Source organism: Gordonia otitidis NBRC 100426 (assembly GCF_000248075.1).
Taxonomy (GTDB): domain Bacteria; phylum Actinomycetota; class Actinomycetes; order Mycobacteriales; family Mycobacteriaceae; genus Gordonia; species Gordonia otitidis.
In genome coordinates, this window is sequence record NZ_BAFB01000232.1 from 12,060 (window position 1) to 32,753 (window position 20,694).

The following is a 20,694-nucleotide window of genomic DNA, read 5'->3' on the forward strand; positions in this document are numbered from 1 at the left end:
GCGGACCCCGGAACGATGGCACTGGGAGAGTGGGTTAGTGGGCGTACGCGGGCCGGCGGGCATGCCGACACTGTCGCGCAGAAGCAAGATCGCCATCGGGGTGGGAGTCGCCATCCTCGTGATATTGCTGGTCGGGCCCAGGCTCGTCAGCATCATCACCGACTGGCTCTGGATGTCGGACGTCGGCTACACCGGAGTGTTCTCGCGGATTCTCTGGACGCGCATCGCCTTGTTCTTCATCGTCGGCATCGTGGCGGGTGGACTGATCTTCGGCGCCATCGCGCTCGCGTATCGATCACGCCCGGTCTTCGTGCCGGCGAGCGGACCCAATGATCCGCTCGCGCGCTACCGGGCGTCGATCATGGGACACATCCGGTGGTATGCCCTCATCCCGCCGATTCTCGTCGGCCTGATCTTCGCCCTGGTCGCGCAGGGCTCGTGGGCCACAGTCCAGACCTTCCTCCACGGGACCGAATTCGGCCAGCGCGACCCGCAATTCGGGCTCGACGTCGGGTTCTACGCCTTCGATCTGCCGTTCTATCGCTTCATCCTGAACATCCTGTTCGTGGTCGTGGTGATCTCGTTCTTCGCGAACCTGATCACCCACTACCTGTTCGGCGGGATCAGGCTCGGTGGTGGCGGCAACTCGATCACCAACGCCGCGCGCATCCAGCTGGCCGTCCTCGCCGGAACCTTCCTGCTGCTCAAGGCCGTGTCGTACTGGCTCGACCGCTACTCACTGCTGTCGAGTCAGCGCAAACAGGAGATCTTCACCGGCGCGAGCTACACCGACATCAACGCGGTGCTGCCGTCGAAGCTGATCCTGATGGTCGTTGCGATCATCTGTGCCGTCGCGTTCTTCGCGGGCGCTGTGCTGCGCGATCTGCGCATCCCCGCGCTCGCGACCGTGCTGATGCTGTTCACCGCGCTGGTGATGGGCGTCGGATGGCCGCTGGCCATGGAGCAGTTCTCGGTCAAGCCGAATGCGGCGCAGAAAGAACTCGAGTACATCCAACGAAACATGGACGCGACCAAACGTGCCTACGGTCTCGTCGACGGCACCAACGTCGTCTACCAACGCAACTGGACTCAGGAACCCGCGGATCCTGTTGCCGTCAACAACGACACCGCGACGCTGTCGAACATCAGGGTGCTCGACCCCAACGTGATCGAGCCCGCGTTCACGCAGCGGCAGAAGCTCAAGAACTTCTACGGATTCCCGACGCAGCTCGCGGTCGATCGTTACGACGTCGACGGCCAGCAGCGTGACTTCATCGTCGCCGCGCGCGAACTCGATCCCAGCAAGTTCGACGCCAACCAGCAGAACTGGATCAACAAACACACCGTCTTCACGCACGGAAACGGCTTCATCGCGGCGCAGGCGAACACCGTCGACGAGGCGTCGTCGGACGCGGAAAGTGACCGCGGTGGTCTGCCGGTTTTCGCAGTGAGTGACCTGGAGAACTATCAGACCGACGATTACAAGGCGAACGCGCCGATCAAGGTGACCCAGCCGCGAATCTACTTCGGTGAACTGATCGCCAAGGTCGATCCCGATTACGCGATCGTCGGTTCGACCGGCGGCGACAAGGAGTACGACCTCGACGGAAAGAACTACACCTACAGCGCCGATTCCGGTGTCTCACTGGGCAACTGGTTCAACCGCGTCCTGTACTCGGTCAAATACACCGAGCGCAACATCTTACTCTCGGGTGCCATCAACTCCAACTCGAAGATCATCTACAACCGCGACCCCCGCGACCGCGTCAAGAAGGTCGCGCCCTGGCTGACGGTCGACTCCAAGACCTACCCGTCGGTCATGGCCGACGGATCGATCAAGTGGATCGTCGACGGCTACACCACACTCGAGACGTACCCGTACGCGCAGAAGACGTCGCTGCAGGACGCGACGACCGACGCGCAGGAGCTCAATCGTGGTCAGACCGGCCGCACCCAGGCGAACAAGCAGGTGTCCTACGTGCGCAACTCGGTCAAGGCGACCGTCGACGCATACACCGGCAAGGTGACCCTCTACCAGGTCGATCAGGATGATCCCGTGTTGAAGACCTGGATGAAGGTCTTCCCCGGAACGGTCAAGCCGCGCAGTGAGTTCGACAAGCAGACCGACCTGAAGCAGCACGTGCGCTACCCGGAGGATCTGTTCAAACTCCAGCGCACACTGCTGTCGCGGTATCACGTGTCCGACCCGGGAACGTTCTTCCGCAGCAACGATTTCTGGTCGATTCCCAACGATCCGACGAACGACGATGCCGCACGGCAGGGACTCAGTCAGCCGCCGTACTACTTCACCGCGGCATCGCCGTCGGGCCCGCAGGCCGAGTTCCAGCTCACCACGGTGATGAACGGTCTCAACAGCCGGTTCCTCTCCGCGTACATGACGGCCTCCTCCGATCCTGAGGACTACGGCAAGATCACCGTCAAGACACTGCCGACGACCAAACAGACCGTCGGCCCGCAGCAGGCGCAGGAGAACATGAAGAGCGCCGGGCCTGTGGCGTCCGACCGAAAACAGGTCGAGGACACCACCAAGGTCACCTACGGCAACCTGTTGACGCTTCCGGTCGGGCAGAACGGCGTGCTCTACATGGAGCCGATGTACACGCAGTCGAAGACAGACGACTCGGCGATTCCGAAGCTGTACCGCGTGCTGGTGTATTTCAACGCGGCCAGCAACGAAGCCAGGGTGGGTTATCGGGCGACAGTGGCCGAAGCGCTGCGAGACGTCGGGATTTCTCCCGCGCAGGTGACCGCTCCGGAGAACGGGCCGGTCGACGTCGGGGATGACGGCCAGCAGCCGATCGCCACACCGACACAACCCGACCAGCAGGGGCCGTCGAGTCCGCAGCGTGACGCCGCGGTGAAGGAGATCGGCGCCGCGCTCGGCCAGCTCAAGGATGCGCAGAGCAAGGGCGACTTCACCGCATACGGGCAGGCCCTCGATCGGCTCAACAAGGCTGTGCAGCAGTACGAGGCGCTGCCGTCGGGGAATTGATCGGCACGACGACGCCGGGCCGTACGAGTCGCGGTCCGGCGTCGTCAACTCGATGTGAAACTGTCGGGGTGACGTCGGTCACCCCGATGTCATTCTGGTGGTGTTTTGAGCATGTCGCCGCAGGTCAGGGGGGTCACGGTAATGGATTTGCATCTGCATCGAACGCACCTGTAACGTGGTGTTCAGCAACGCGGGGTGGAGCAGCTCGGTAGCTCGCTGGGCTCATAACCCAGAGGTCGCAGGTTCAAATCCTGTCCCCGCTACGAGAAATCCGGCCCGGCCGTAACGATCACGATCGTTACGGCCGGGCCGGATTCATATCGTCAGGCTCATGCTGATCCATCTGGGCTCGAAATGTGTTCTCGGCTCATCGGATGGACGAAACAACGCAACTGCGAGTTCGCGTTTCTGCGACGTGGCCGACGCACCCGCATCGCTGCAGACGTTCGCTGCGATTTCGGGCAGCACATTCTTCGCACCGCGCAGTAGGCGCGTCGAGGCCCGTATTTCGCGACATCACGCCTCTGGTGATGAGCGAGTATCCGATATTCGCTAGACTCAATCCGATTCGACGATTATGTGTCCGGTTTGCGTCAGGTGGGGAAGCCGTACACAACCGTTCGGGGGGAAACACCGTGCGGTCGGCATCGCATTGTGCGCGAGCGCGATGCGATGAGCAGTCGTGCCACGCCGGTCACGGGGGGGGGTACTTCGTGCAGGCTCGTGCCGCGGCAGGGTCGTCGGATCATCGGCGTGACACGGAGGAGGGGAAGCCGACATGGCTAAAAGAAAAGTCGTCAAGTTCGTCGACGATCTCGACGGGGCGGAATTAGAAGAAGCTGTGACCGTTGTTTTCGGGTTGAACGGAAAACAGTACGAGTTCGACACGTCGCCCGCGCACGCCAAGGAATTCGCACAATCCCTGCAGAAGTATCTGGCAGTTTCCCGTTTGGCGAATGAATCAGGGAAACAGGGACGTCCGTCGAAGCGCGCGCACCCTCGGACGCAGGCGATTCGTGCGTGGGCGCGCGAGAACGGGTACGAGATCAGCAATCGCGGACGCATCTCGTCGGAGATCGTGTCGGCGTTCGAAGCCGCCGTCTGAGTGGCCTGCGCGTCCGAAGTCCGCTGACGGTCTGAGCTTTTGCGACTCGCCGTGCCCCGGCGGTACTAACGTGGTGGCCATGGCCACCGACAAGCAGATTCACGAGCACATCACCGACCTCATCGCCGAGGAGCACGAACTCCGTTCCAAGTTGGGGCGCGGCGACATCACGCCAGACGAGGAGAACTCGCGCCTGTCCCAGATCGAGGTATCCCTCGACCAGGCATGGGATCTCCTGCGCCAGCGTCAGGCGAAGCGCGACGCAGGACAGGACCCGGATGCGGCGTCGACCAGGCCTGCCGACGTCGTCGAGAAGTACCTGGACTGAATCGCCGCGAGGGGACGAAACGAGGCGTTCGATGAGCAGCTATGGCGAGACGTTCACGCGCAGCGTCGACGACAGGGAGAACTTCTGGCTGCAGGCGGCAGCCGACGTCGAGTGGTCGATTCCGCCGACCGTCGCGCTCGACGACTCAGACGCACCGATCTACCGTTGGTTTCCCGACGGTCGACTGAACACGTGTTTCAACGCACTCGACCGGCATGTCGCGGCCGGTCACGGCGACCGCATGGCGCTGATCTGGGACTCGGCGATGGTCGACGAGATCCGCGAGTACACCTACGCCGAACTGCTCGTCGAGGTGTCGAAGTTCGCCGATGTGTTGCGACGACGCGGGGTGTCGGCGGGCGACCGCGTCATCATCTACATGCCGATGATCCCCGAAGCCGCTGTCGCGATGCTGGCGTGCGCGCGCATCGGTGCCGTGCACTCGGTGGTTTTCGGCGGTTTCGCGGCCCCGGAACTCGCCACTCGCATCGACGACGCCGAGCCGGTTGCGATCGTCACGGCGTCGGGCGGTCTCGAACCGGGGCGCAGCGTCGAATATCTGCCCATCGTGGCCAAGGCGCTGACGCTTGCCGACGCAGGCGTGTCGACGGTCGTGGTCAAGGATCGGCCGCAGGTGGCAGGTGCTGCTGCCGACCACGCCGGAAGCGGCGGTGCGGAGTGGCTCGACTGGGACACCGAGATGGAGACCGCCGGGCTCACCGAGCCCGTCGACGTCGCAGCCACCGACCCCCTCTACATCCTCTACACGTCGGGTACCACCGGCAAACCCAAGGGCGTGGTGCGCGACAACGGTGGACACGCCGTCGCGTTGATCTGGTCGATGGCCAACATCTACGACATCGGTGCGGGCGACATCTGGTGGACCGCATCCGATGTGGGATGGGTCGTCGGCCACTCGTACATCGTCTACGCTCCGCTGCTGGTGGGTGCGACGTCGGTCATGTACGAGGGCAAGCCGGTCGGGACGCCCGACGCGGGTGCCTTCTGGAGGGTCATCGCCGAGCATCGCGTCAAGGCGCTGTTCACCGCTCCGACGGCGATCCGGGCCATCCGGAAAGCCGATCCCGATGCGAAACTTCTCGACCAGTACGACATCTCGACGCTGCGTACTCTCTTCGTCGCGGGCGAGAGACTCGACCCGGACACTCTCGCGTGGTCGTCTAACGTGCTCGGGGTACCGGTCATCGACCACTGGTGGCAGACCGAGACCGGTTGGGCCATTGCGGCCAATCTACGTGGGCTGCAACCCATGCCGGTCAAGGCGGGGTCGGCGACGGTTGCCGTGCCCGGCTTCGGCGTCGAAGTGGTCGACGCCGAGGGCAGCGCCGTCGATGCTGGTGTCGAGGGCAACATCGTCATCAGGCTGCCGTTGCCGCCCGGCACGCTGGCCGGACTGTGGGGCGACGAGGAGCGGTATCGCAGTTCGTATCTCAGTGCGTTTCCCGGCTACTACCTCACCGGCGACTCCGGTTATATCGATGCCGACGGCTACGTCTTCGTCCTCGGACGGTCCGACGACGTGATCAACGTCGCGGGGCACCGATTGTCGACCGGCAGTATCGAAGCCGTGGTCGCGTCACATCCCGCGGTCGCCGAGTGTGCGGTGATCGGCATCCACGACGATCTCAAAGGACAGCGACCGAGCGGCTACGTGGTGCTCAAATCGGGAGTCGACATCGACCCCGACGACCTGCGGTCGGAGTTGATCACGATGGTTCGCAACGACATCGGTCCCGTTGCCACATTCCGCGACGTGACCGTCGTACCGGCATTGCCGAAGACCCGATCGGGCAAGATCCTGCGAAAGACCATGCGGCAGATCGCCGATCACCAGGACTACGCAGTGCCATCGACCATCGAGGACCCGGACGTACTGGCACAGCTGGCCGAACAGATCGGCGGTTGACACGGCCGAGCGGTAGTGATGCTGACTCCGATGAGGACTCCACCTCATCTGTGCTGCCGCACCTTGGGCGGTGCCGAAGGTGTGGCATGACAGATGAGGTGCGTAGACTCGGCCAAGGTGATGGATCTCGCCCGGGCGGCACTGCGTGCCCCCGAACCGCCGTTCACGGCTGATAGTTCCTGTTCCGGTAGGTGACGGAAGGAGCTTTGTGGTGTGCGATGAACGTGCCGAGTCGACGGATGATGCGACGAACCCGATCCCGATCGATCCCGACGCCCCGAACCCTCGGCCGCTGCACCTGCAGGTCGGTGCGCTCGCCCTCGTCTTCGTCGGCGGCGTCGCCGGCACCGGTCTGCGCTATCTGATCGAAGAACTGTTCCCGACGGTGGGTACAGGCTGGCCGTGGGCCACATTCGCCGTCAACATCGTGGGTGCGTTCGTTCTCGGCGCGTTGCTGGAGATCTTGGCTCTCGCCGGCCCGGACGTCGGTTGGCGTCGCAACGTGCGTGTGTGCGCGGGGACCGGCTTCTGTGGTGCCTTCACCACCTACTCGACATTCGCGCTCGAGACCACCCAACTCGGTCACCACGGAGCGCCCGTGACCGCGGTCGCGTATGCGGTTGTGAGCGTTCTCCTCGGCCTCGTGGGCGCGTGGGTCGGGATCGTCGTGGCCGGGGCGGCCCTGCGGCGTCGAGGAGGCGAGGTGTCATGACCGTCGTCGCCGTCCTGATCGCCGGTGCGTTCGGTGCCGTCGCGCGCTTCGTCGTCGACGGCGCGATCAAACAACGACGCAGCACGGTGTTCCCGTGGGCCACGCTGGTGATCAACGTGACGGGTTCGCTGCTGTTGGGAGTGCTCGCCGGACTGGTGATCTACCATGCGGCACCCACGGACCTACAGGTGATCGTCGGTACCGGATTCTGTGGCGGTTACACCACTTTCAGCACGGCGAGCGTCGAAACCGTGCGACTGGCGCAGCGTCGTCGAAGCGCACTCGCCGTGTCGAACGCGATCGGTTCCGTCGTGGGTGCCACCGCGGCATGCGCTGTCGGTCTCGCGGTCGCATGGGCGATCTGAGCGGTGAGCTCGGGAGAGGACTCGATGATGACGACCACACAAGGTTTCGGACAGCACGACGACGAGGGCCCACTCACGCGGCACAGGCGTGGGCCCACACCACGACTCGATGCCCGAGCCGCATTGGTCATCGGGTGGAATCGACACGCGGACAGCGTCACTGCCGTGCGGTACGCCGCGGGACTCGCGCGACTGCTCGACGCGCACCTACACGTGGTGCACATCGTCGACCTCGACGACGAACCGCTCGACCCGGATGCCCCGAACTGGGAGGAACAGTTCGACGCCACCGTCGACGACGCCGCACTGGAGGCGAGGAGAATCCTCGACGCTGTTCCTGCGTCGTGGACCTATCACAGCGGACACGGTTCTGCGGCTGAGCTTCTCGCGACGGTGAGTGACCGCTACGGGGCGCTCATGGTGGTGATTGGAAGTCCCCGTGGCGGATTCATGTCCTACGTCGACTCGGTCGTCGGTCAATCCGTCGCGCGGCGAATGCTCGGCCAGCGGAGGGTTCCGCTGCTCGTGGTCCCCTCAGGCGTCGACGTCGACACCGTGTTCCCCGGACAGGCATAGTGATCTGGACAGTACGAGCCCCGAAGCACCCGCCGCCGGCAGTGGGTGCGTCCACCTCACCGCCGGCGGCGGGTGCTCGGGGCTCGTACTGAGACCTCCTACTGTCGAAACTCAGTGGGTCACTTGAGTTCCGCGCTGCTCTTGTTCAGCACGCGACGGGCGATGATGAGTTGCTGGATCTGCTGGGTCCCCTCGAAGATGTCGAGGATCTTGGAATCGCGGGCCCACTTCTCCAGAAGCAGCCGCTCCGAATAACCAAGCGTTCCGGTCAGTTCGACCGCCTTGTTGGTGATGTCGGTGACCGTGCGACCGGCCTTCGCCTTCGCCATCGACGCCTGCAGCGAATTGGGTTCCTTGTTGTCGGCCATCCACGTCGCACGGATCGTCATCAGGTAGGCGGCTTCGAAATCGGCCTCCATACGGATGAATTCCGCTGCTGCCGCGTGTTGGTTCTCCGCGGGCTTGTCGTAGTCGATCTCGATACCCGCCTCCTCGAGGATTCGGCGTAGCTCCTCGAGTGCTGCGCGTGCGACACCGACCGCCATTCCGGCAACGAGCGGGCGGGTGTTGTCGAAGGTCTGCATGACACCGCCGAAGCCCTTCTTGGTGTCGACCTCCGGCGAGCCGAGCAGATTCTCCTTGGGGATGCGACAGTTGTCGAAGCGGATCACCGCGGTGTCGGACACCCGGATACCGAGCTTGTGCTCGAGACGCACCACCTCGACGCCGGGGTGTTCGCGCGGAACGACGAAGCTCTTGATGGCCGCGCGGCCGAGGCTGCGGTCGACGCTGGCCCACACGACGATGTGCGTGGCCCGTGAACCGGACGTGACGAAGATCTTCTCGCCGTTGATGACGTACTCGTCACCGTCGAGCGTCGCGGTGGCCGTGACGGCCGCGGAGTCGGAGCCGAAGCTCGGTTCGGTGATCGCCATCGCGGCCCACACCTTGCCGAACCGTGCGAGTTGTTCGTCGGTGGCGACCGCGGCGATGGCCGAGTTACCGAGCCCCTGGTAGGGCATCGACAGAGTCAGACCGACGTCGCCCCAGCAGGTTTCGATGACGTTCATCACCGACTGCATGTTGCCGCCGTTGACGTTCACGCCCTCGGGCGTTTCCTTCTTTTTCTTCTGGCTGCGTCCGCCGTCGGCGCCAGCGCCTGCCTGCCCCGTCTCGGAGAGACCGTCGTACAGGCTGGCGAGGGTGTCGAGTTCTACCGGGTAGGTGTGCTCGGCGAGATCGTATTTGCGCGAGATCGGACGGAAGATCTCGGCTGCCGCCTGGTGAGCCTGATCGATGGTGGTATTGAGCTTCCGCGGAAGCTCGAGATTGATTGCCATGTCTGAAGTGTCCTTCTCGAATCGTCGCCTAGAGGACGACGATGCCCTCGCCGATGCCTGCACCGCGCAGGTCGCGGTACCACCGCTCCACCGGGTGCTCCTTGGTGAAGCCGTGACCGCCGAGCAGCTGTACTCCGTCGAGGCCGATCTGCAAGCCCTTGTCGAGGGTCAGCTTTCGTGCGAGCGCCGACTCCCGTGCGAACGACAGTCCCTGCTCGGCCCGCGAGGCGCCGCGCAGTGTGACCAGACGGATGCCGTCGAGTTCTGTTGCGATGTTGGCCACCATGAACGCCACCGCCTGCCGGTTGGAGATCGGCTCGCCGAACGCCTCGCGCTCGTTGACGTAGGGGATCACGTAGTCGAGGACTGCCCTGCCGGTACCGGCGGCCAGCGCAGACCAGCCGAGGCGCGACAACCGCACCACGTCGCGATAGGCGGCGAATGCTGCCTCGCCGGCCTCTTCGCCGAGCAATGCCGACTCGGGCACCGCAACGTCCTGCAGGAGGAGTCGGCCCATGCCCGCAGCACGCACGCCCATTCCCGGGTCGGCCTCGACGATGAGGCCCTGCGAGTCGGACTCGACGATGAACAGTGCTGGACGTCCCTCGAGTTGGGCTCCGACGATGAAGAGCTCCGATGAGCCCGCCGCGGGTACGAATGACTTCACGCCGTTGAGGCGGTAGCCGCTCGGGACGCGAGTTGCCTTGGTCTGCAACGAGAACGCGTCGAAGAGGGCACGCGGTTCGGCGACGACCACGGCGGACTGTGGCACGTTCTCGCCGGCGAAATCGGGGAGGTAGGTCTTCTGCTGGCCGTCGCTGCCGAAGTTGGTGAGCGTGGTGGCGACACCGCTCGGTGCGAGAAGTGGCAGAGCGAGGCCCATATCGCCGTAGGCCATCGCCTCGGCGACGAGCGCGTTGGTGACCACACCCCGTTCGGTTGCCGCGCCGTCGAAGTCCTCCGGCACGTTGATCATGGTGATGCCGAGTTCGGCCGAACGCTTGACGATGTCGTCGGGTGCGGTCGCTGCGTTGTCGGCCTCGTAGGCGGCCGGACGCAGGATCTCCTCGGCGAACTCCTTCACCGTCTCGGCGATCATCTGCTGTTCGTCGTCGGGATTGAGGTTGAAGTAGTCCTTGGGTGCAGTGGTCAGCCGCTTGGCGCCGCCCGATCCGCCGCTCTGCACCTTCTTGAACGCACGATTGGCGGCACCGAGGGTCTGGAAGCCCGTCTTGGTGGCCTGGTACGCAATCCGGTTAATGGGTTCACGGATCTGGTACTTCTCGGCGAAATCGGAGCCGGTCACCGTGGTGAGGACACGCATGGCGGTGCCGATGGCGTTGCGCTTGTGCGGGTTCTTGCCCACCGCGGACGTGTCGCGGGGTTCGGTGTGAGTTGTCATGACCACCATTTCTCTTCGCGCTCGATGTTGTTCTCGGGTGTGGCCGTCCGGGGACGCCGGTCGCGGGCCACGCCCACGGGGCTATCTTACCGGATAGTAAGTACGGACCTTACTACCCGGTAAGGACTTTGTCACGTGGTTCGGGATGGGCTGTCACGTGGTTCGGGAACGGGGCCCGCAGTCGTCGGGCCGTCGGCGCAGGCTCGGCGACTACGCTTGCTGGCGTGTCCAGTGTTCGTCGCGTGCCGAAGCCGGTCGGGTCGTCGTATCCGACCGGTCCGGCAGGTCCTCGACGTCTGGGCCCGGCGCTGGTCGTCGGGATCGGTGGGGCAGCGTTGGCGGTCGCCGCCGTCCTCTCACCCGCCGCGGTCGACCACGGGCCGGATGTGTGTCCGTTTCGAATCATGACCGGCTTGCCGTGCCCGGGGTGCGGGCTCACCCGCAGTTGGACCCACCTGATGCACGGAGATGTCGCCGGGGCAATCGGCCTCAACGTCTTCGGGCCGATCACGATGGCGGTGACGGCCATCGCGGTGGTACTCGCAGTATGGCGACTGATGGCCGGTCCTGCCGCATTGGCGAGCCTCCGGCTCGGACGACTGATGCCGTATGCGCTGGCCGTCGTCGGGATCTGGCTGGTGTACGGCGTGGCGCGAATCATCGACGCCGCTGCAGGTTGGGGCCTGTTCCCTACAGTCGTGTGAGGGGTGCGGAACCCGGGAGGAGCCGGATCGGACCGGGGGCATCGGTGCACACGGGGGTGCACATGGGTCCGGCCGAGAGCACAGTGGACCTATGCAGATAACCCACTTCGGACATTCCTGCGTGCTCGTCGAGTTGGAGGGGACCAGAATCCTCTTCGACCCCGGCAACTTCTCCCACGGCTTCGAAGGTCTCACCGGTCTCGATGCCGTTCTCATCACCCATCAGCATCCCGATCACTGTGACGTCGCGAGATTGCCCAACCTGATCGGGGAGAATCCGCAGGCGATTCGCATCGCCGATCCGCAGACCGCCGCCCAGCTCAACTCCGACGACGTCGCGGGGGAGTGGACCGCGGCGCTCGCCGGCGGCCAGGTCGATGTCGGCTCGGTGACCGCCCGGTTCACGGGAGGTCGCCACGCGGTGATCCACCCCGAGATCCCGGTCGTCGACAACGTCGCCTACGTGCTCGGAACTGCAACCGCGCCAGGACGTTTCATGCATCCTGGCGACTCCTTCTACATCCCGTTCGAGCAGGTCGACGTCCTCGCGCTGCCGTCGGCGGCACCATGGATGAAGCTCAGTGAATCCGTCGACTACCTGCGCGCCATGGCCCCGAGGGTCGCCGTCCCCATCCATCAGGCGATCCTGTCTGACGCCGGCACCGGCATCCACTACGGGCGCCTCGCGGACATGAAGGACCCGGGTACCGAGTTCGTGGTGTTGGACGGTGAGTCGGCCACCGAGGTGTGATGCCACCGAGGTGTGATGCGTCGCGCGGCGGCGCGTGATCCTGATGTGGGGCAGTACCGGCTACCGGTTGGCGGTTCAGGCAGGGGGTGCGAAGAACTCGAGAGCGATGTTGTCGGGGTCGCGGAACGAAATGCCCGATCCGTAGTGCGCGTGTTTGATGCCGCTGTGTGCGATCCCGAGCTCGTCGAGTCGAGCAACCCAGTCGTCGAGTTCGTCGCGGCCCACCGCGAACGCGACATGGTCGAGTCCTGTCGCGTGCTCGTCGAAGGCGCCCGAGGCGCGCGACCCGGTGTGCGTGTGCAATCCGAAGAGCGTGTCGCCGTCGAGCGCGAACACCGCGTGATGGAAGTCGCCGGACTCCTCGTCCTCGTCGAGCACCGGCGCGGCGTCGAACAATGCCGAGTACCAGCGCGTGCTGGCGTCGAGGTCGGTGACGGTGATCGCCACGTGGGTCAGTGCGGGGAAGCTGGGCATTACGGTCTCCTGGCGCGTCGAGGTTACGACCAGAACGCTAGGAGTCGGCGACGGCGGACACACCCCGATTGCCACGGGACTATCCGAGCGGTCAGGTCGGCGGAGATACGTGCCGGTCAGTTTCCGAGCGCTGCGAGTACCTCGTCGTGGAGCAGTCCGTTCGTCGCCACCGCGCTGCCACCCCCGGGGCCTGGCACGCCCTCGAGCGAGGTGAAGCTGCCGCCCGCCTCGCGGACGAGCACGTCGAGCGGGGCGAGGTCCCAGAGCGACACCTCGGGCTCCGCCGCGATGTCCACTGCGCCTTCCGCGACGAGGCAGTAGTTGAGGAAGTCGCCGTATCCGCGCACCCGCCAGACCCGGTCGGTGAGAGCGATGAATTCGTCTCGGACACCGCGGTCGGCCCAGCCGGACAGGCTCGAGAAGGTCAGGCTCGACGACGCGAGGTCGGAAACCTGCGACACCGCGACCCTGCGCGCCTCGCCGTGGTCGAACGAGACGTATGCGCCGATACCCTGTCCAGCCCACCAGCGTCGACGAAGTGCAGGTGCCGAGACGACGCCGACGACGGGAACGCCGTCGACCAGCAGGGCGATCAGCGTCGCCCAGATCGGGACCCCGCGCACGAAGTTCTTGGTGCCGTCGATGGGGTCGACGATCCACTGCCGTCCCTCGATCGTCGCCGCGCCGCCGAACTCTTCGCCGAGGACCTCGTCCTGCGGGCACATCGCCGCGAGACGATCCCGGATCATCTGCTCGCACGCGAGGTCGGCATCGGAGACCGGCGTGAGGTCCGGCTTGTCGGAGACCCGCAGGTCGAGGGCGCCGAAACGGCTCATGGTGATCGAATCGGCCGACTCGGCGAGCGACAGCGCGAAATCGAGGTCGGCGGTCAGGTCGGAGCCAGGCGTCGGAAGCACCACGTCAGGGTATCGCCTCGCCGCATCGTCCTCCGCAGCACGACGGACGCGTCATGCCCATCGCGAAATAGGCAACCTCATCGTGAAATAGACGACCTCATAGCGAAAGAGGCAACGCCCGAAATGTCCGGCAGCGATCGGTAGGGTTGTCCCCATGCTGTTCACCGCGATCCTCATCATCCTGCTCGTCGTTGCCGTGGCCGCGATGATCATGCGTTACCGGGGCCAGCGGATCGGCGGATTCGGCGGCGGGAACACCGCGGGTTACGCGCAGGGAACGCTGACGGTCACAGGCGTCAGCGAACAGAACGAGCCCGACAGCAAGGGACAGATGTTCTGCACCATCTCCGGAACCATCAACGGTCCCGGAACGAACCCGACCGAGGTCTACGGGACGATGATCCTCTCCGCGGGTGAGCCGTGGCCGCAGATCGGTTCGGAGCATGCCGTCGTCTACAAGCCGGGCAAGACCGCGACGACATGGAGTTTCGGACAGTTGCCGCCTATGCAGACGCCCGAGGTTCCGCCGTCCGCACCACCGCCGGCGTGACTCGTGACCCATCATGACGAACACCCCGCGGTGCACCGGAGTGGGGGCACATCGGCGATCGGCAATCGGTATCCTGGTGAACCGTGCATCCTGACGTAGCAACCGATCTCGAATCCCTCGACTCGACCCTGACGACCGTCGAGAAGGTCCTCGACGTCGACGAGTTGCGCAGGCGGATCGACGAGCTCGAGATGCAGGCGTCCGACCCCGACCTGTGGAACGACCAGGAGCATGCGCAGAAGGTGACCAGCGAACTGTCGCACGCCCAATCCGAGTTGCGACGCGTCACCGAGTTGCGGCAGCGGCTCGACGACATGCCGGTCCACTACGAGCTCGCCGAGTCCGAAGAGGGTGAGGCACGCACCTCCGCACTTGCCGACGCCGACGACGAGCGCGCCTCGTTGCGCGCCGACATCCAGGCGATGGAGGTCAAGACCATGCTCGCCGGCGAGTACGACTCGCGCGATGCCGTGGTCAACATCCGATCGGGAGCTGGCGGTGTCGACGCCGCAGACTGGGCGCAGATGCTGATGCGCATGTACGTCCGATGGGCGGAGAAGCACGGCTACGGCGTCGAGGTCTACGACACCTCGTACGCGGAGGAGGCGGGCCTGAAGTCGGCGACGTTCGCGGTCAAGTCGCCGTACATGTACGGCACATTGTCGGTGGAGCAGGGCACGCACCGACTGGTCCGGATCAGTCCGTTCGACAACCAGGGCCGTCGTCAGACCTCGTTCGCCGAGGTCGAGGTGCTTCCCGTCGTCGAGACCACCGACCACATCGACGTCGACGAGAACGATGTGAAGGTCGACGTCTACCGGTCGTCGGGTCCCGGTGGGCAGTCGGTGAACACCACGGATTCGGCGGTCCGACTGACACACATCCCGACGGGCATCGTCGTGACATGTCAGAACGAGAAGAGCCAGCTACAGAACAAGGCATCCGCGATGCGTGTGCTGCAGGCCAAACTGCTCGCACGCAAACAGCAGGAGGAGCGCGCAGAACTCGATGCGCTCAAGGGTGACGGCGGATCCAGTTGGGGCAACCAGATGCGCTCCTACGTGCTGCACCCCTACCAGATGGTGAAAGACCTGCGGACCAACGTCGAGAACAACAACCCGGCGACGGTTCTCGACGGCGACATCGACGAGTTCATCGAGGCCGGTATCCGATGGCGGATGGCCGATGCCGATGCGTGATGCCCTCGCACAGGCGCAGATGACCACTCTCGCCTTCGCGCCGGGCGCGACGGAGGCGGTGATAGGTCGCTTCTACCGCTGGATGGCCACAAGCGGTCTCGAGATCGTCATCTGGATTCTGGGCGGCATCCTGGTCGTGCGCTTCATCCGTTGGTCGGCTCAGAAGTTCACCGACCGACTCGAGTCGCAGTTCCACAACAGCGATCTGATCGTGCAGAGCGAGGACTCCAAACACCGTCGCGCGATGATCGACGTGGTGTCGTGGTCGCTCGTCGTGGTCGTCGGCATCGTCGTGTTCCTGCACATCCTGACCGTCTTCCACGTGCCGCTGTCCGGGCTCGTCGGTCCGACGGCGGTGATCGGTGCCGCGCTCGGTTTCGGTGCGCAGCGCGTCGTCCAGGACATCCTGGCCGGTTTCTTCGTCGTCGCCGAGAAGCAGTACGGCTACGGCGATGTTGTTGCCCTGACGGTCACCGGCAACGGCGAGGCCGAGGGCACTGTCGAGGATGTGACCTTGCGCATCACCCGACTGCGGACGTCGGAGGGCGAGGTCATCACCGTTCCCAACGGTCAGGTCATCAAGACAACCAACCGGTCGAAGGACTGGGCGCGGGCGGTCGTCGACGTTCCGGTGCCCGCCGAATCCGACATCGGCGTGGTCAACGAGGTGCTCTCCGAGGTCGGGCAGCGGTTCTATCACGACCCGTACTGGCACGACCTGTTGCTCGACGCGCCGTCTCCCCTCGGTGTGACCAACCTCGAGCTGGATTCGATGACTGTGCGCATGGTGACCCGGACCCTGCCCGGCAAGCAGTTCGAGGTGAGTCGTGCACTGCGCGCGTGGATCGTGCGCGCTCTGGCCAGCCGCGGCATCAACGTCGCGTCCGGTCGGGAGGTGCAGGCCGGATCGGCGCCGCCGAGCGGTATGCCCGATCCGGCACCAAGCCAGTCGTCGGGTGGTGATCAGTAATGGTCCACAGGCACGAGCCCGAGCCGCCGCAGCATGCGGGGCGGCGCAATCCTGACGACAGCCGTCCACCCGAGGCGGACGTCGAACCAGCACGAGCGCCCGATGTCGCCGCTGGTGACCCGACCGCGTCGGACAAGAAAGAAGCTGTCTCCGACAACGTCGCCGCTCCGACGTCGCCACAGCCGGAGGAACCGCAGCGTCGTCTCCGCCCCAGCCGCGACTGGAGTCACATTCCGCACACGAGGGCGCGCACCAGTACGGCCATCGTCGGAGTGCTGTTCATCGTCTGCGTGGTGCTCTACGGGTACACCTCGCAGCGGTACGGCATCGTGGAGCCTCCGCCGGCACCTACGCATCACCGAACCACCGTGCAGACGACCCCCTCGGCCACGTATTCGTCGCCGACGTCCTACCCGTCGAGTACAGAACCGAGTGATTCGCTGGCACCGCCGGTCGGCGGCAGCGAGGAGCCCGGCGCGCCAGGGGAGCAGGGCGCTCAGACCGGTGAGCCCTCGGGTCAGCCGACCACGACCTCGCGCAACGGCCCGTTCGACCTCTTCAACCGGCAGACGCAGCAGAACGAGACGCCTGCGGTTCCGTCGCGCTGAGCGCGGTACCTGTCCGCGCCCGACCTCGCACAGACGTGCCGCGCGTCACCTGAACGGAGCTCTCAGGCGTCACCGTTACACTCTGATGTCGTGATCAAGCTGGAGAACGTGACGATGAAGTACAAGGCTTCGAGTCGGCCCGCCCTCAGCGATCTCGATCTGGAGGTCGACAAAGGCGAGTTCGCCTTCCTCATCGGCCCCTCTGGTTCCGGAAAGTCGACGTTCTTCCGGCTGCTGCTCAAAGAGGACAGGCCCACGACGGGCGAGGTGTACGTCGGCGAGTTCCATGTGAACCGCCTCCGCGGGCGCACCGTGCCGAAGCTGCGGCAATCCATCGGGTGTGTGTTCCAGGACTTCCGGTTGCTGCAGCAGAAGTCTGTCGCCGACAACGTCGCGTTCGCGCTCGAGGTGATCGGCAAGCAGCCGTCGACGATTCGCCGCGTCGTGCCGGAGGTTCTCGAGTATGTGGGCCTCGAAGGAAAGCAAGACCGTATGCCCTACGAGTTGTCGGGCGGTGAGATGCAGCGCGTCGCCATCGCTCGGGCGATCGTCAACCGGCCATTGGTGTTGCTGGCAGACGAGCCGACGGGAAACCTCGATCCGGAGACCAGCGAGGAGATCGTGGACGTCCTCGACCGGGTGAACAGGCGAGGTACCACCGTGGTCATGGCCACCCATGATCGGCACATCGTCGACGCGATGCGACGTCGCGTTCTCGAGTTCGACAACGGCAAACTCGTCCGCAACGACGCGCAGGGCGTGTACGGCATCGGCTGACCGTCGGGTGCGATGTGCGCCGGATTTCGCGGCCGCGCACTCCGACCTGTCGACGCCCGTCAGCCCGCTCACCACACAGACCAAAGGACGTGTAGCAGCAGCATGCGAGCGAACTTCATCCTCAGCGAGGTCTTCAACGGTCTCCGCCGCAACGTCACGATGACGATCGCGATGATCCTCACCACCGCCATCACACTCGGCATGCTCGGTGGTGGGTTGTTGGTCATCCAGATGGCCAACAAGAGTCAGAAGATCTTCCTCGACCGCGTCGAAATGCAGTTCTACATCAACGACGATGTCAGCGCGGCCGATCCCGACTGCCAACGTGCTCCATGCTCGACGCTGCGTGCCGACCTCGAGAAGGAACCGGGCGTCGGATCGGTGACGTACGTGAGCAAGGCCGACGCCTACAAGGCGGCAAAGGCGGCGTTCGAGGAGAGTGCGCCAGAGATCGCGGACATGATCTCTCCCGACGCCAACCCGGCGTCGTTGAAAGTGCGCATGAGTGACGCGAACCGCTTCGGCGAAGTGCTCGACAAGTACGCCGACCGGAAGGATCTCGGCGTCGACGGTGTTCTTGATCAACGGGAGTTGGTCAAACGCATCTTCAGCGTGCTCGACGGGGTGCGCAACGCGGCGTTCGCGGTGGCTGCGGTCCTTGCGGTGGCGGCGATCCTGCTGATCGTCAACACAGTGCAGGTGGCCGCGTTCACGAGACGTACCGAGGTGTCGATCATGCGGCTCGTGGGCGCGACGAGGTGGTACACGCAACTGCCCTTCCTGTTGGAAGCGGTGGTCGCGGCGTTCATCGGTTCGTTGCTCGCCATCGGCGGGCTGTTCGCGGCGAAGGTGTTCTTCTTCGACAAGGCGTTGCACGATCTGTACGGCGTGAACATCCTCGCGCGGATCACCGCGGGCGACGTCTTGTTCGTCTCGCCATGGCTGATCCTCGCCGGAATTGTGTTGGCAGCCGGGACGGCGTATGTCACGCTGCGTGTCTACGTTCGTGAGTGAGGCTCCGAGCATCGCGCGAGCCGGGTAGAACCCGACGCAGACCCAGACGAAACAGAGAGAAGGTGGAAAGTGGCGAAGGAAAAGGGACGGAACGTGATCGCGTCGAACCGTAAGGCACGCCACGACTACACCATCCTGGACACCTATGAAGCGGGTGTGGCGTTGGTGGGTACCGAGGTCAAGAGCCTGCGCGAGGGTAAGGCGTCGCTGGTCGACGCCTTCGCGACCATCGACGACGGCGAGGTGTGGCTGCGTGGTCTGAACATCGCCGAGTACGGCAGGGGGTCGTGGACCAACCATGCGCCGCTGCGTAAGCGCAAGCTGCTCATGCATCGCAGGGAGATCGACAACCTCATCGGCAAGATCCGCGACGGCAACCTCACGTTGGTGCCGCTGTCGCTGTATTTCAACGACGGCAAGGTCAAGGTCGAACTGGCGCTCGCACGCGGCAAGCAGGCGCACGACAAGCGCCACGACATCGCCCGTCGCACTGCACAACGCGAGGTCGAGCGTGAGTTGGGCCGTCGCGTCAAGGGAATGTGATCGCTACCGGGTCATCGGACGCGCCGTCGAAGCGGGTGATTCGCAGCGCATCGCCCGGGTGGCGTGCGCGACGAACAGGCGTCGTCGTGTGTTCGCTTCTGTCGCTGGCGATGATGGTGTTCGCGGGCTGTACGCCGCAACAGCAGGGAAGGGTCGGCGGCGACGCGCCGGCGATCGGTGGATTGCCCGCCACGCCACCGATGGGCTGGAACAGCTGGAACACCTTCGGTTGTGGGGTCACCGAGAAGGTCGTCCGTGAGCAGGCCGACGCACTTGTGTCGTCGGGGCTTCGTGACGCCGGATATCGGTACGTGGTCGTCGACGACTGCTGGGCTGCTCCGACGCGCGACGCGTCGGGTCGATTGCAGGCGGACCCGGTTCGCTTCCCGTCGGGGATGGCGTCGTTGGGCGCGTATCTCCATGAGCGCGGCCTGTTGTTCGGGATCTACTCGGGGGCGCGGGACAAGACCTGCACCCAGTTCCAGGGCGTGTATCCCGGTGCGACTGGCAGCGGCGGCCACGAAGAGCTCGATGCCACGACGTTCGCCGCGTGGGGCGTCGACTATCTGAAGTACGACTGGTGTTCGTCCGACTCCGATCACGACGATCAGGTCTCGTCCTTCACCGCGATGCGCGATGCCCTGCGAGACACCCGGCGTCCCATCGTCTACTCGATCAATCCCAACAGCGGTGTGTCCGGGTCGGTACCAGGTGCCGAATTCGATTGGGGCGGAACGGCAACGATGACACGGGTGACCAATGACATCACACCTGCGTGGTCGACGCCCGGCGGGCCGTCCGGCTTACAGGGGATCGTGAACATCATCGACGCAGCGGGGCCGTTGACGTCGCGGGTCCAGCCGGGTTCCTTTCTCGACCCCGACATGCTCGTCGTCGGAATGGGTCGATTGACGGCTGCGCAGCAACGGACGCAGATGTCGATGTGGGCGATGATGGCCGCGCCACTCATCACGGGTAACGACCTGACCACCATGTCGCAGGAGACTCGTGACCTGCTGCGCAATGCCACGGCGGTCGACATCGATCAGGACTCGCGCGTCGTCGCGGGGGCGATGGTCGACGACGACCCGGAGGTGTGGTCTCGCGCGATCGGCGACAAGGGACTGGTGATCTCGCTGACCAACCGTGCGGACCATCCGCGCACGCTGTCGGTGCCCCTGGGAAGTGTCGGACTCGTGGGCGACGCCTCGGTGACGGGGGTCGATGCGTGGACCGGGCGTTCGTACACCGCGCAGCACGGCGAACTGTCGGTGCCGGTCGGTGTCCACGACACCGTGATGCTCGAGATCCGCTGAGCCTCGCGACCAGCGGGGTCGTCACGGGGAGGGTTCGCCTACGTCTCGTTGCGGTCGGTGCGGTCGCGATCTGATGACGATGCGGATCGAGCGGCGCGTCGAA

General features: G+C 64.9%; 21 protein-coding genes, 1 tRNA gene and 1 riboswitch. Of the genes, 18 read left to right on the forward strand and 4 right to left on the reverse strand.

What is annotated here, in order from left to right; genetic code table 11:
* The first annotated feature begins 37 nt into the window (after nucleotides 1-37).
* From GOOTI_RS22085 to GOOTI_RS22120, 8 genes are all read left to right on the forward strand, one after another.
* Nucleotides 38-3,013, forward strand: a complete 2,976-nt coding sequence (locus GOOTI_RS22085) for a UPF0182 family protein (protein WP_007240819.1) — start codon at nucleotides 38-40, stop codon at nucleotides 3,011-3,013.
* A 189-nt stretch (nucleotides 3,014-3,202) separates the two neighbouring features.
* A tRNA-Met gene (locus GOOTI_RS22090) sits at nucleotides 3,203-3,276 on the forward strand.
* A gap of 515 nt (nucleotides 3,277-3,791) precedes the next feature.
* Nucleotides 3,792-4,118, forward strand: coding sequence for a histone-like nucleoid-structuring protein Lsr2 (locus GOOTI_RS22095; protein WP_007240820.1), 327 nt, complete (start codon nucleotides 3,792-3,794; stop codon nucleotides 4,116-4,118).
* A gap of 79 nt (nucleotides 4,119-4,197) precedes the next feature.
* Nucleotides 4,198-4,446, forward strand: a complete 249-nt coding sequence (locus GOOTI_RS22100) for a DUF2630 family protein (protein ID WP_039994563.1) — start codon at nucleotides 4,198-4,200, stop codon at nucleotides 4,444-4,446.
* On the forward strand, nucleotides 4,397-6,373 hold the full coding sequence (locus tag GOOTI_RS22105) for a propionyl-CoA synthetase (RefSeq protein WP_373279042.1): 1,977 nt from the start codon (nucleotides 4,397-4,399) through the stop codon (nucleotides 6,371-6,373). Before GOOTI_RS22100 ends, GOOTI_RS22105 begins: the two co-directional genes overlap by 50 nt.
* Before the next feature lie 107 nt (nucleotides 6,374-6,480).
* Nucleotides 6,481-6,562, forward strand: a riboswitch (Fluoride riboswitch).
* Between the two features lie 22 nt (nucleotides 6,563-6,584).
* Nucleotides 6,585-7,085 (forward strand): fluoride efflux transporter CrcB, encoded by a 501-nt coding sequence (gene crcB / locus GOOTI_RS22110; RefSeq protein WP_007240823.1) that lies wholly within the window; start codon nucleotides 6,585-6,587, stop codon nucleotides 7,083-7,085.
* The gene (gene crcB / locus GOOTI_RS22115; protein WP_007240824.1) at nucleotides 7,082-7,450 is read left to right on the forward strand and encodes a fluoride efflux transporter CrcB; all 369 of its coding nucleotides are present in this window, start codon (nucleotides 7,082-7,084) and stop codon (nucleotides 7,448-7,450) included. The genes crcB (GOOTI_RS22110) and crcB (GOOTI_RS22115) overlap by 4 nt, the downstream gene beginning before the upstream one ends.
* A 27-nt stretch (nucleotides 7,451-7,477) precedes the next feature.
* Nucleotides 7,478-8,026: a universal stress protein gene (locus GOOTI_RS22120; RefSeq protein ID WP_007240825.1), complete on the forward strand. Its 549-nt coding sequence runs from the start codon at nucleotides 7,478-7,480 to the stop codon at nucleotides 8,024-8,026.
* A 119-nt stretch (nucleotides 8,027-8,145) separates the two neighbouring features.
* On the opposite strand, the gene GOOTI_RS22125 is transcribed toward GOOTI_RS22120, so the two are convergent.
* Both GOOTI_RS22125 and GOOTI_RS22130 read right to left on the reverse strand, forming a co-directional pair.
* Nucleotides 8,146-9,366 carry an acyl-CoA dehydrogenase family protein gene (locus GOOTI_RS22125; RefSeq protein ID WP_007240826.1) on the reverse strand — a complete coding sequence of 407 codons (1,221 nt, stop codon included), beginning with the start codon at nucleotides 9,364-9,366 and terminating at the stop codon, nucleotides 8,146-8,148.
* 28 nt (nucleotides 9,367-9,394) lie between these two features.
* Nucleotides 9,395-10,768, reverse strand: coding sequence for an acyl-CoA dehydrogenase family protein (locus GOOTI_RS22130; protein WP_039994568.1), 1,374 nt, complete (start codon nucleotides 10,766-10,768; stop codon nucleotides 9,395-9,397).
* A 242-nt stretch (nucleotides 10,769-11,010) separates the two neighbouring features.
* On the opposite strand from GOOTI_RS22130, the gene GOOTI_RS22135 reads away from it, so the two are divergent.
* Nucleotides 11,011-11,472 (forward strand): DUF2752 domain-containing protein, encoded by a 462-nt coding sequence (locus GOOTI_RS22135; RefSeq protein WP_007240828.1) that lies wholly within the window; start codon nucleotides 11,011-11,013, stop codon nucleotides 11,470-11,472.
* A gap of 91 nt (nucleotides 11,473-11,563) precedes the next feature.
* The gene (locus tag GOOTI_RS22140) at nucleotides 11,564-12,223 is read left to right on the forward strand and encodes an MBL fold metallo-hydrolase (RefSeq protein ID WP_007240829.1); all 660 of its coding nucleotides are present in this window, start codon (nucleotides 11,564-11,566) and stop codon (nucleotides 12,221-12,223) included.
* Between the two features lie 75 nt (nucleotides 12,224-12,298).
* Here GOOTI_RS22140 and GOOTI_RS22145 read toward each other — a convergent pair whose 3' ends face one another.
* Together GOOTI_RS22145 and hisN are read right to left on the reverse strand one after the other, a co-directional pair.
* Entirely contained in the window at nucleotides 12,299-12,697 is a 399-nt protein-coding gene (locus tag GOOTI_RS22145) for a VOC family protein (RefSeq protein WP_007240830.1), read from the reverse strand.
* A gap of 116 nt (nucleotides 12,698-12,813) precedes the next feature.
* Nucleotides 12,814-13,614, reverse strand: a complete 801-nt coding sequence (gene hisN / locus GOOTI_RS22150; protein WP_085949821.1) for a histidinol-phosphatase — start codon at nucleotides 13,612-13,614, stop codon at nucleotides 12,814-12,816.
* Nucleotides 13,615-13,768: 154 nt separating this feature from the next.
* Here hisN and GOOTI_RS22155 point away from each other — a divergent pair, with 154 nt between their 5' ends.
* From GOOTI_RS22155 to GOOTI_RS22190, 8 genes are all read left to right on the forward strand, one after another.
* Nucleotides 13,769-14,164, forward strand: coding sequence for a hypothetical protein (locus GOOTI_RS22155; RefSeq protein WP_007240832.1), 396 nt, complete (start codon nucleotides 13,769-13,771; stop codon nucleotides 14,162-14,164).
* 83 nt (nucleotides 14,165-14,247) lie between these two features.
* Entirely contained in the window at nucleotides 14,248-15,363 is a 1,116-nt protein-coding gene (gene prfB, locus GOOTI_RS22160; protein WP_007240833.1) for a peptide chain release factor 2, read from the forward strand.
* Complete coding sequence (locus GOOTI_RS22165) at nucleotides 15,350-16,333, forward strand: mechanosensitive ion channel family protein (RefSeq protein WP_007240834.1); 984 nt, start codon at nucleotides 15,350-15,352, stop codon at nucleotides 16,331-16,333. The genes prfB and GOOTI_RS22165 overlap by 14 nt, the downstream gene beginning before the upstream one ends.
* Nucleotides 16,333-16,941, forward strand: coding sequence for a hypothetical protein (locus GOOTI_RS22170; RefSeq protein WP_007240835.1), 609 nt, complete (start codon nucleotides 16,333-16,335; stop codon nucleotides 16,939-16,941). Before GOOTI_RS22165 ends, GOOTI_RS22170 begins: the two co-directional genes overlap by 1 nt.
* Nucleotides 16,942-17,031: 90 nt before the next feature.
* Nucleotides 17,032-17,718 carry a cell division ATP-binding protein FtsE gene (ftsE, locus tag GOOTI_RS22175; RefSeq protein WP_007240836.1) on the forward strand — a complete coding sequence of 229 codons (687 nt, stop codon included), beginning with the start codon at nucleotides 17,032-17,034 and terminating at the stop codon, nucleotides 17,716-17,718.
* A gap of 102 nt (nucleotides 17,719-17,820) precedes the next feature.
* Nucleotides 17,821-18,732 (forward strand): permease-like cell division protein FtsX, encoded by a 912-nt coding sequence (gene ftsX / locus GOOTI_RS22180; protein ID WP_007240837.1) that lies wholly within the window; start codon nucleotides 17,821-17,823, stop codon nucleotides 18,730-18,732.
* Nucleotides 18,733-18,801: 69 nt separating this feature from the next.
* On the forward strand, nucleotides 18,802-19,275 hold the full coding sequence (smpB, locus tag GOOTI_RS22185; RefSeq protein ID WP_005170871.1) for an SsrA-binding protein SmpB: 474 nt from the start codon (nucleotides 18,802-18,804) through the stop codon (nucleotides 19,273-19,275).
* A 110-nt stretch (nucleotides 19,276-19,385) separates the two neighbouring features.
* The gene (locus GOOTI_RS22190; RefSeq protein ID WP_051998042.1) at nucleotides 19,386-20,591 is read left to right on the forward strand and encodes a glycoside hydrolase family 27 protein; all 1,206 of its coding nucleotides are present in this window, start codon (nucleotides 19,386-19,388) and stop codon (nucleotides 20,589-20,591) included.
* Nucleotides 20,592-20,694: the final 103 nt, after the last annotated feature.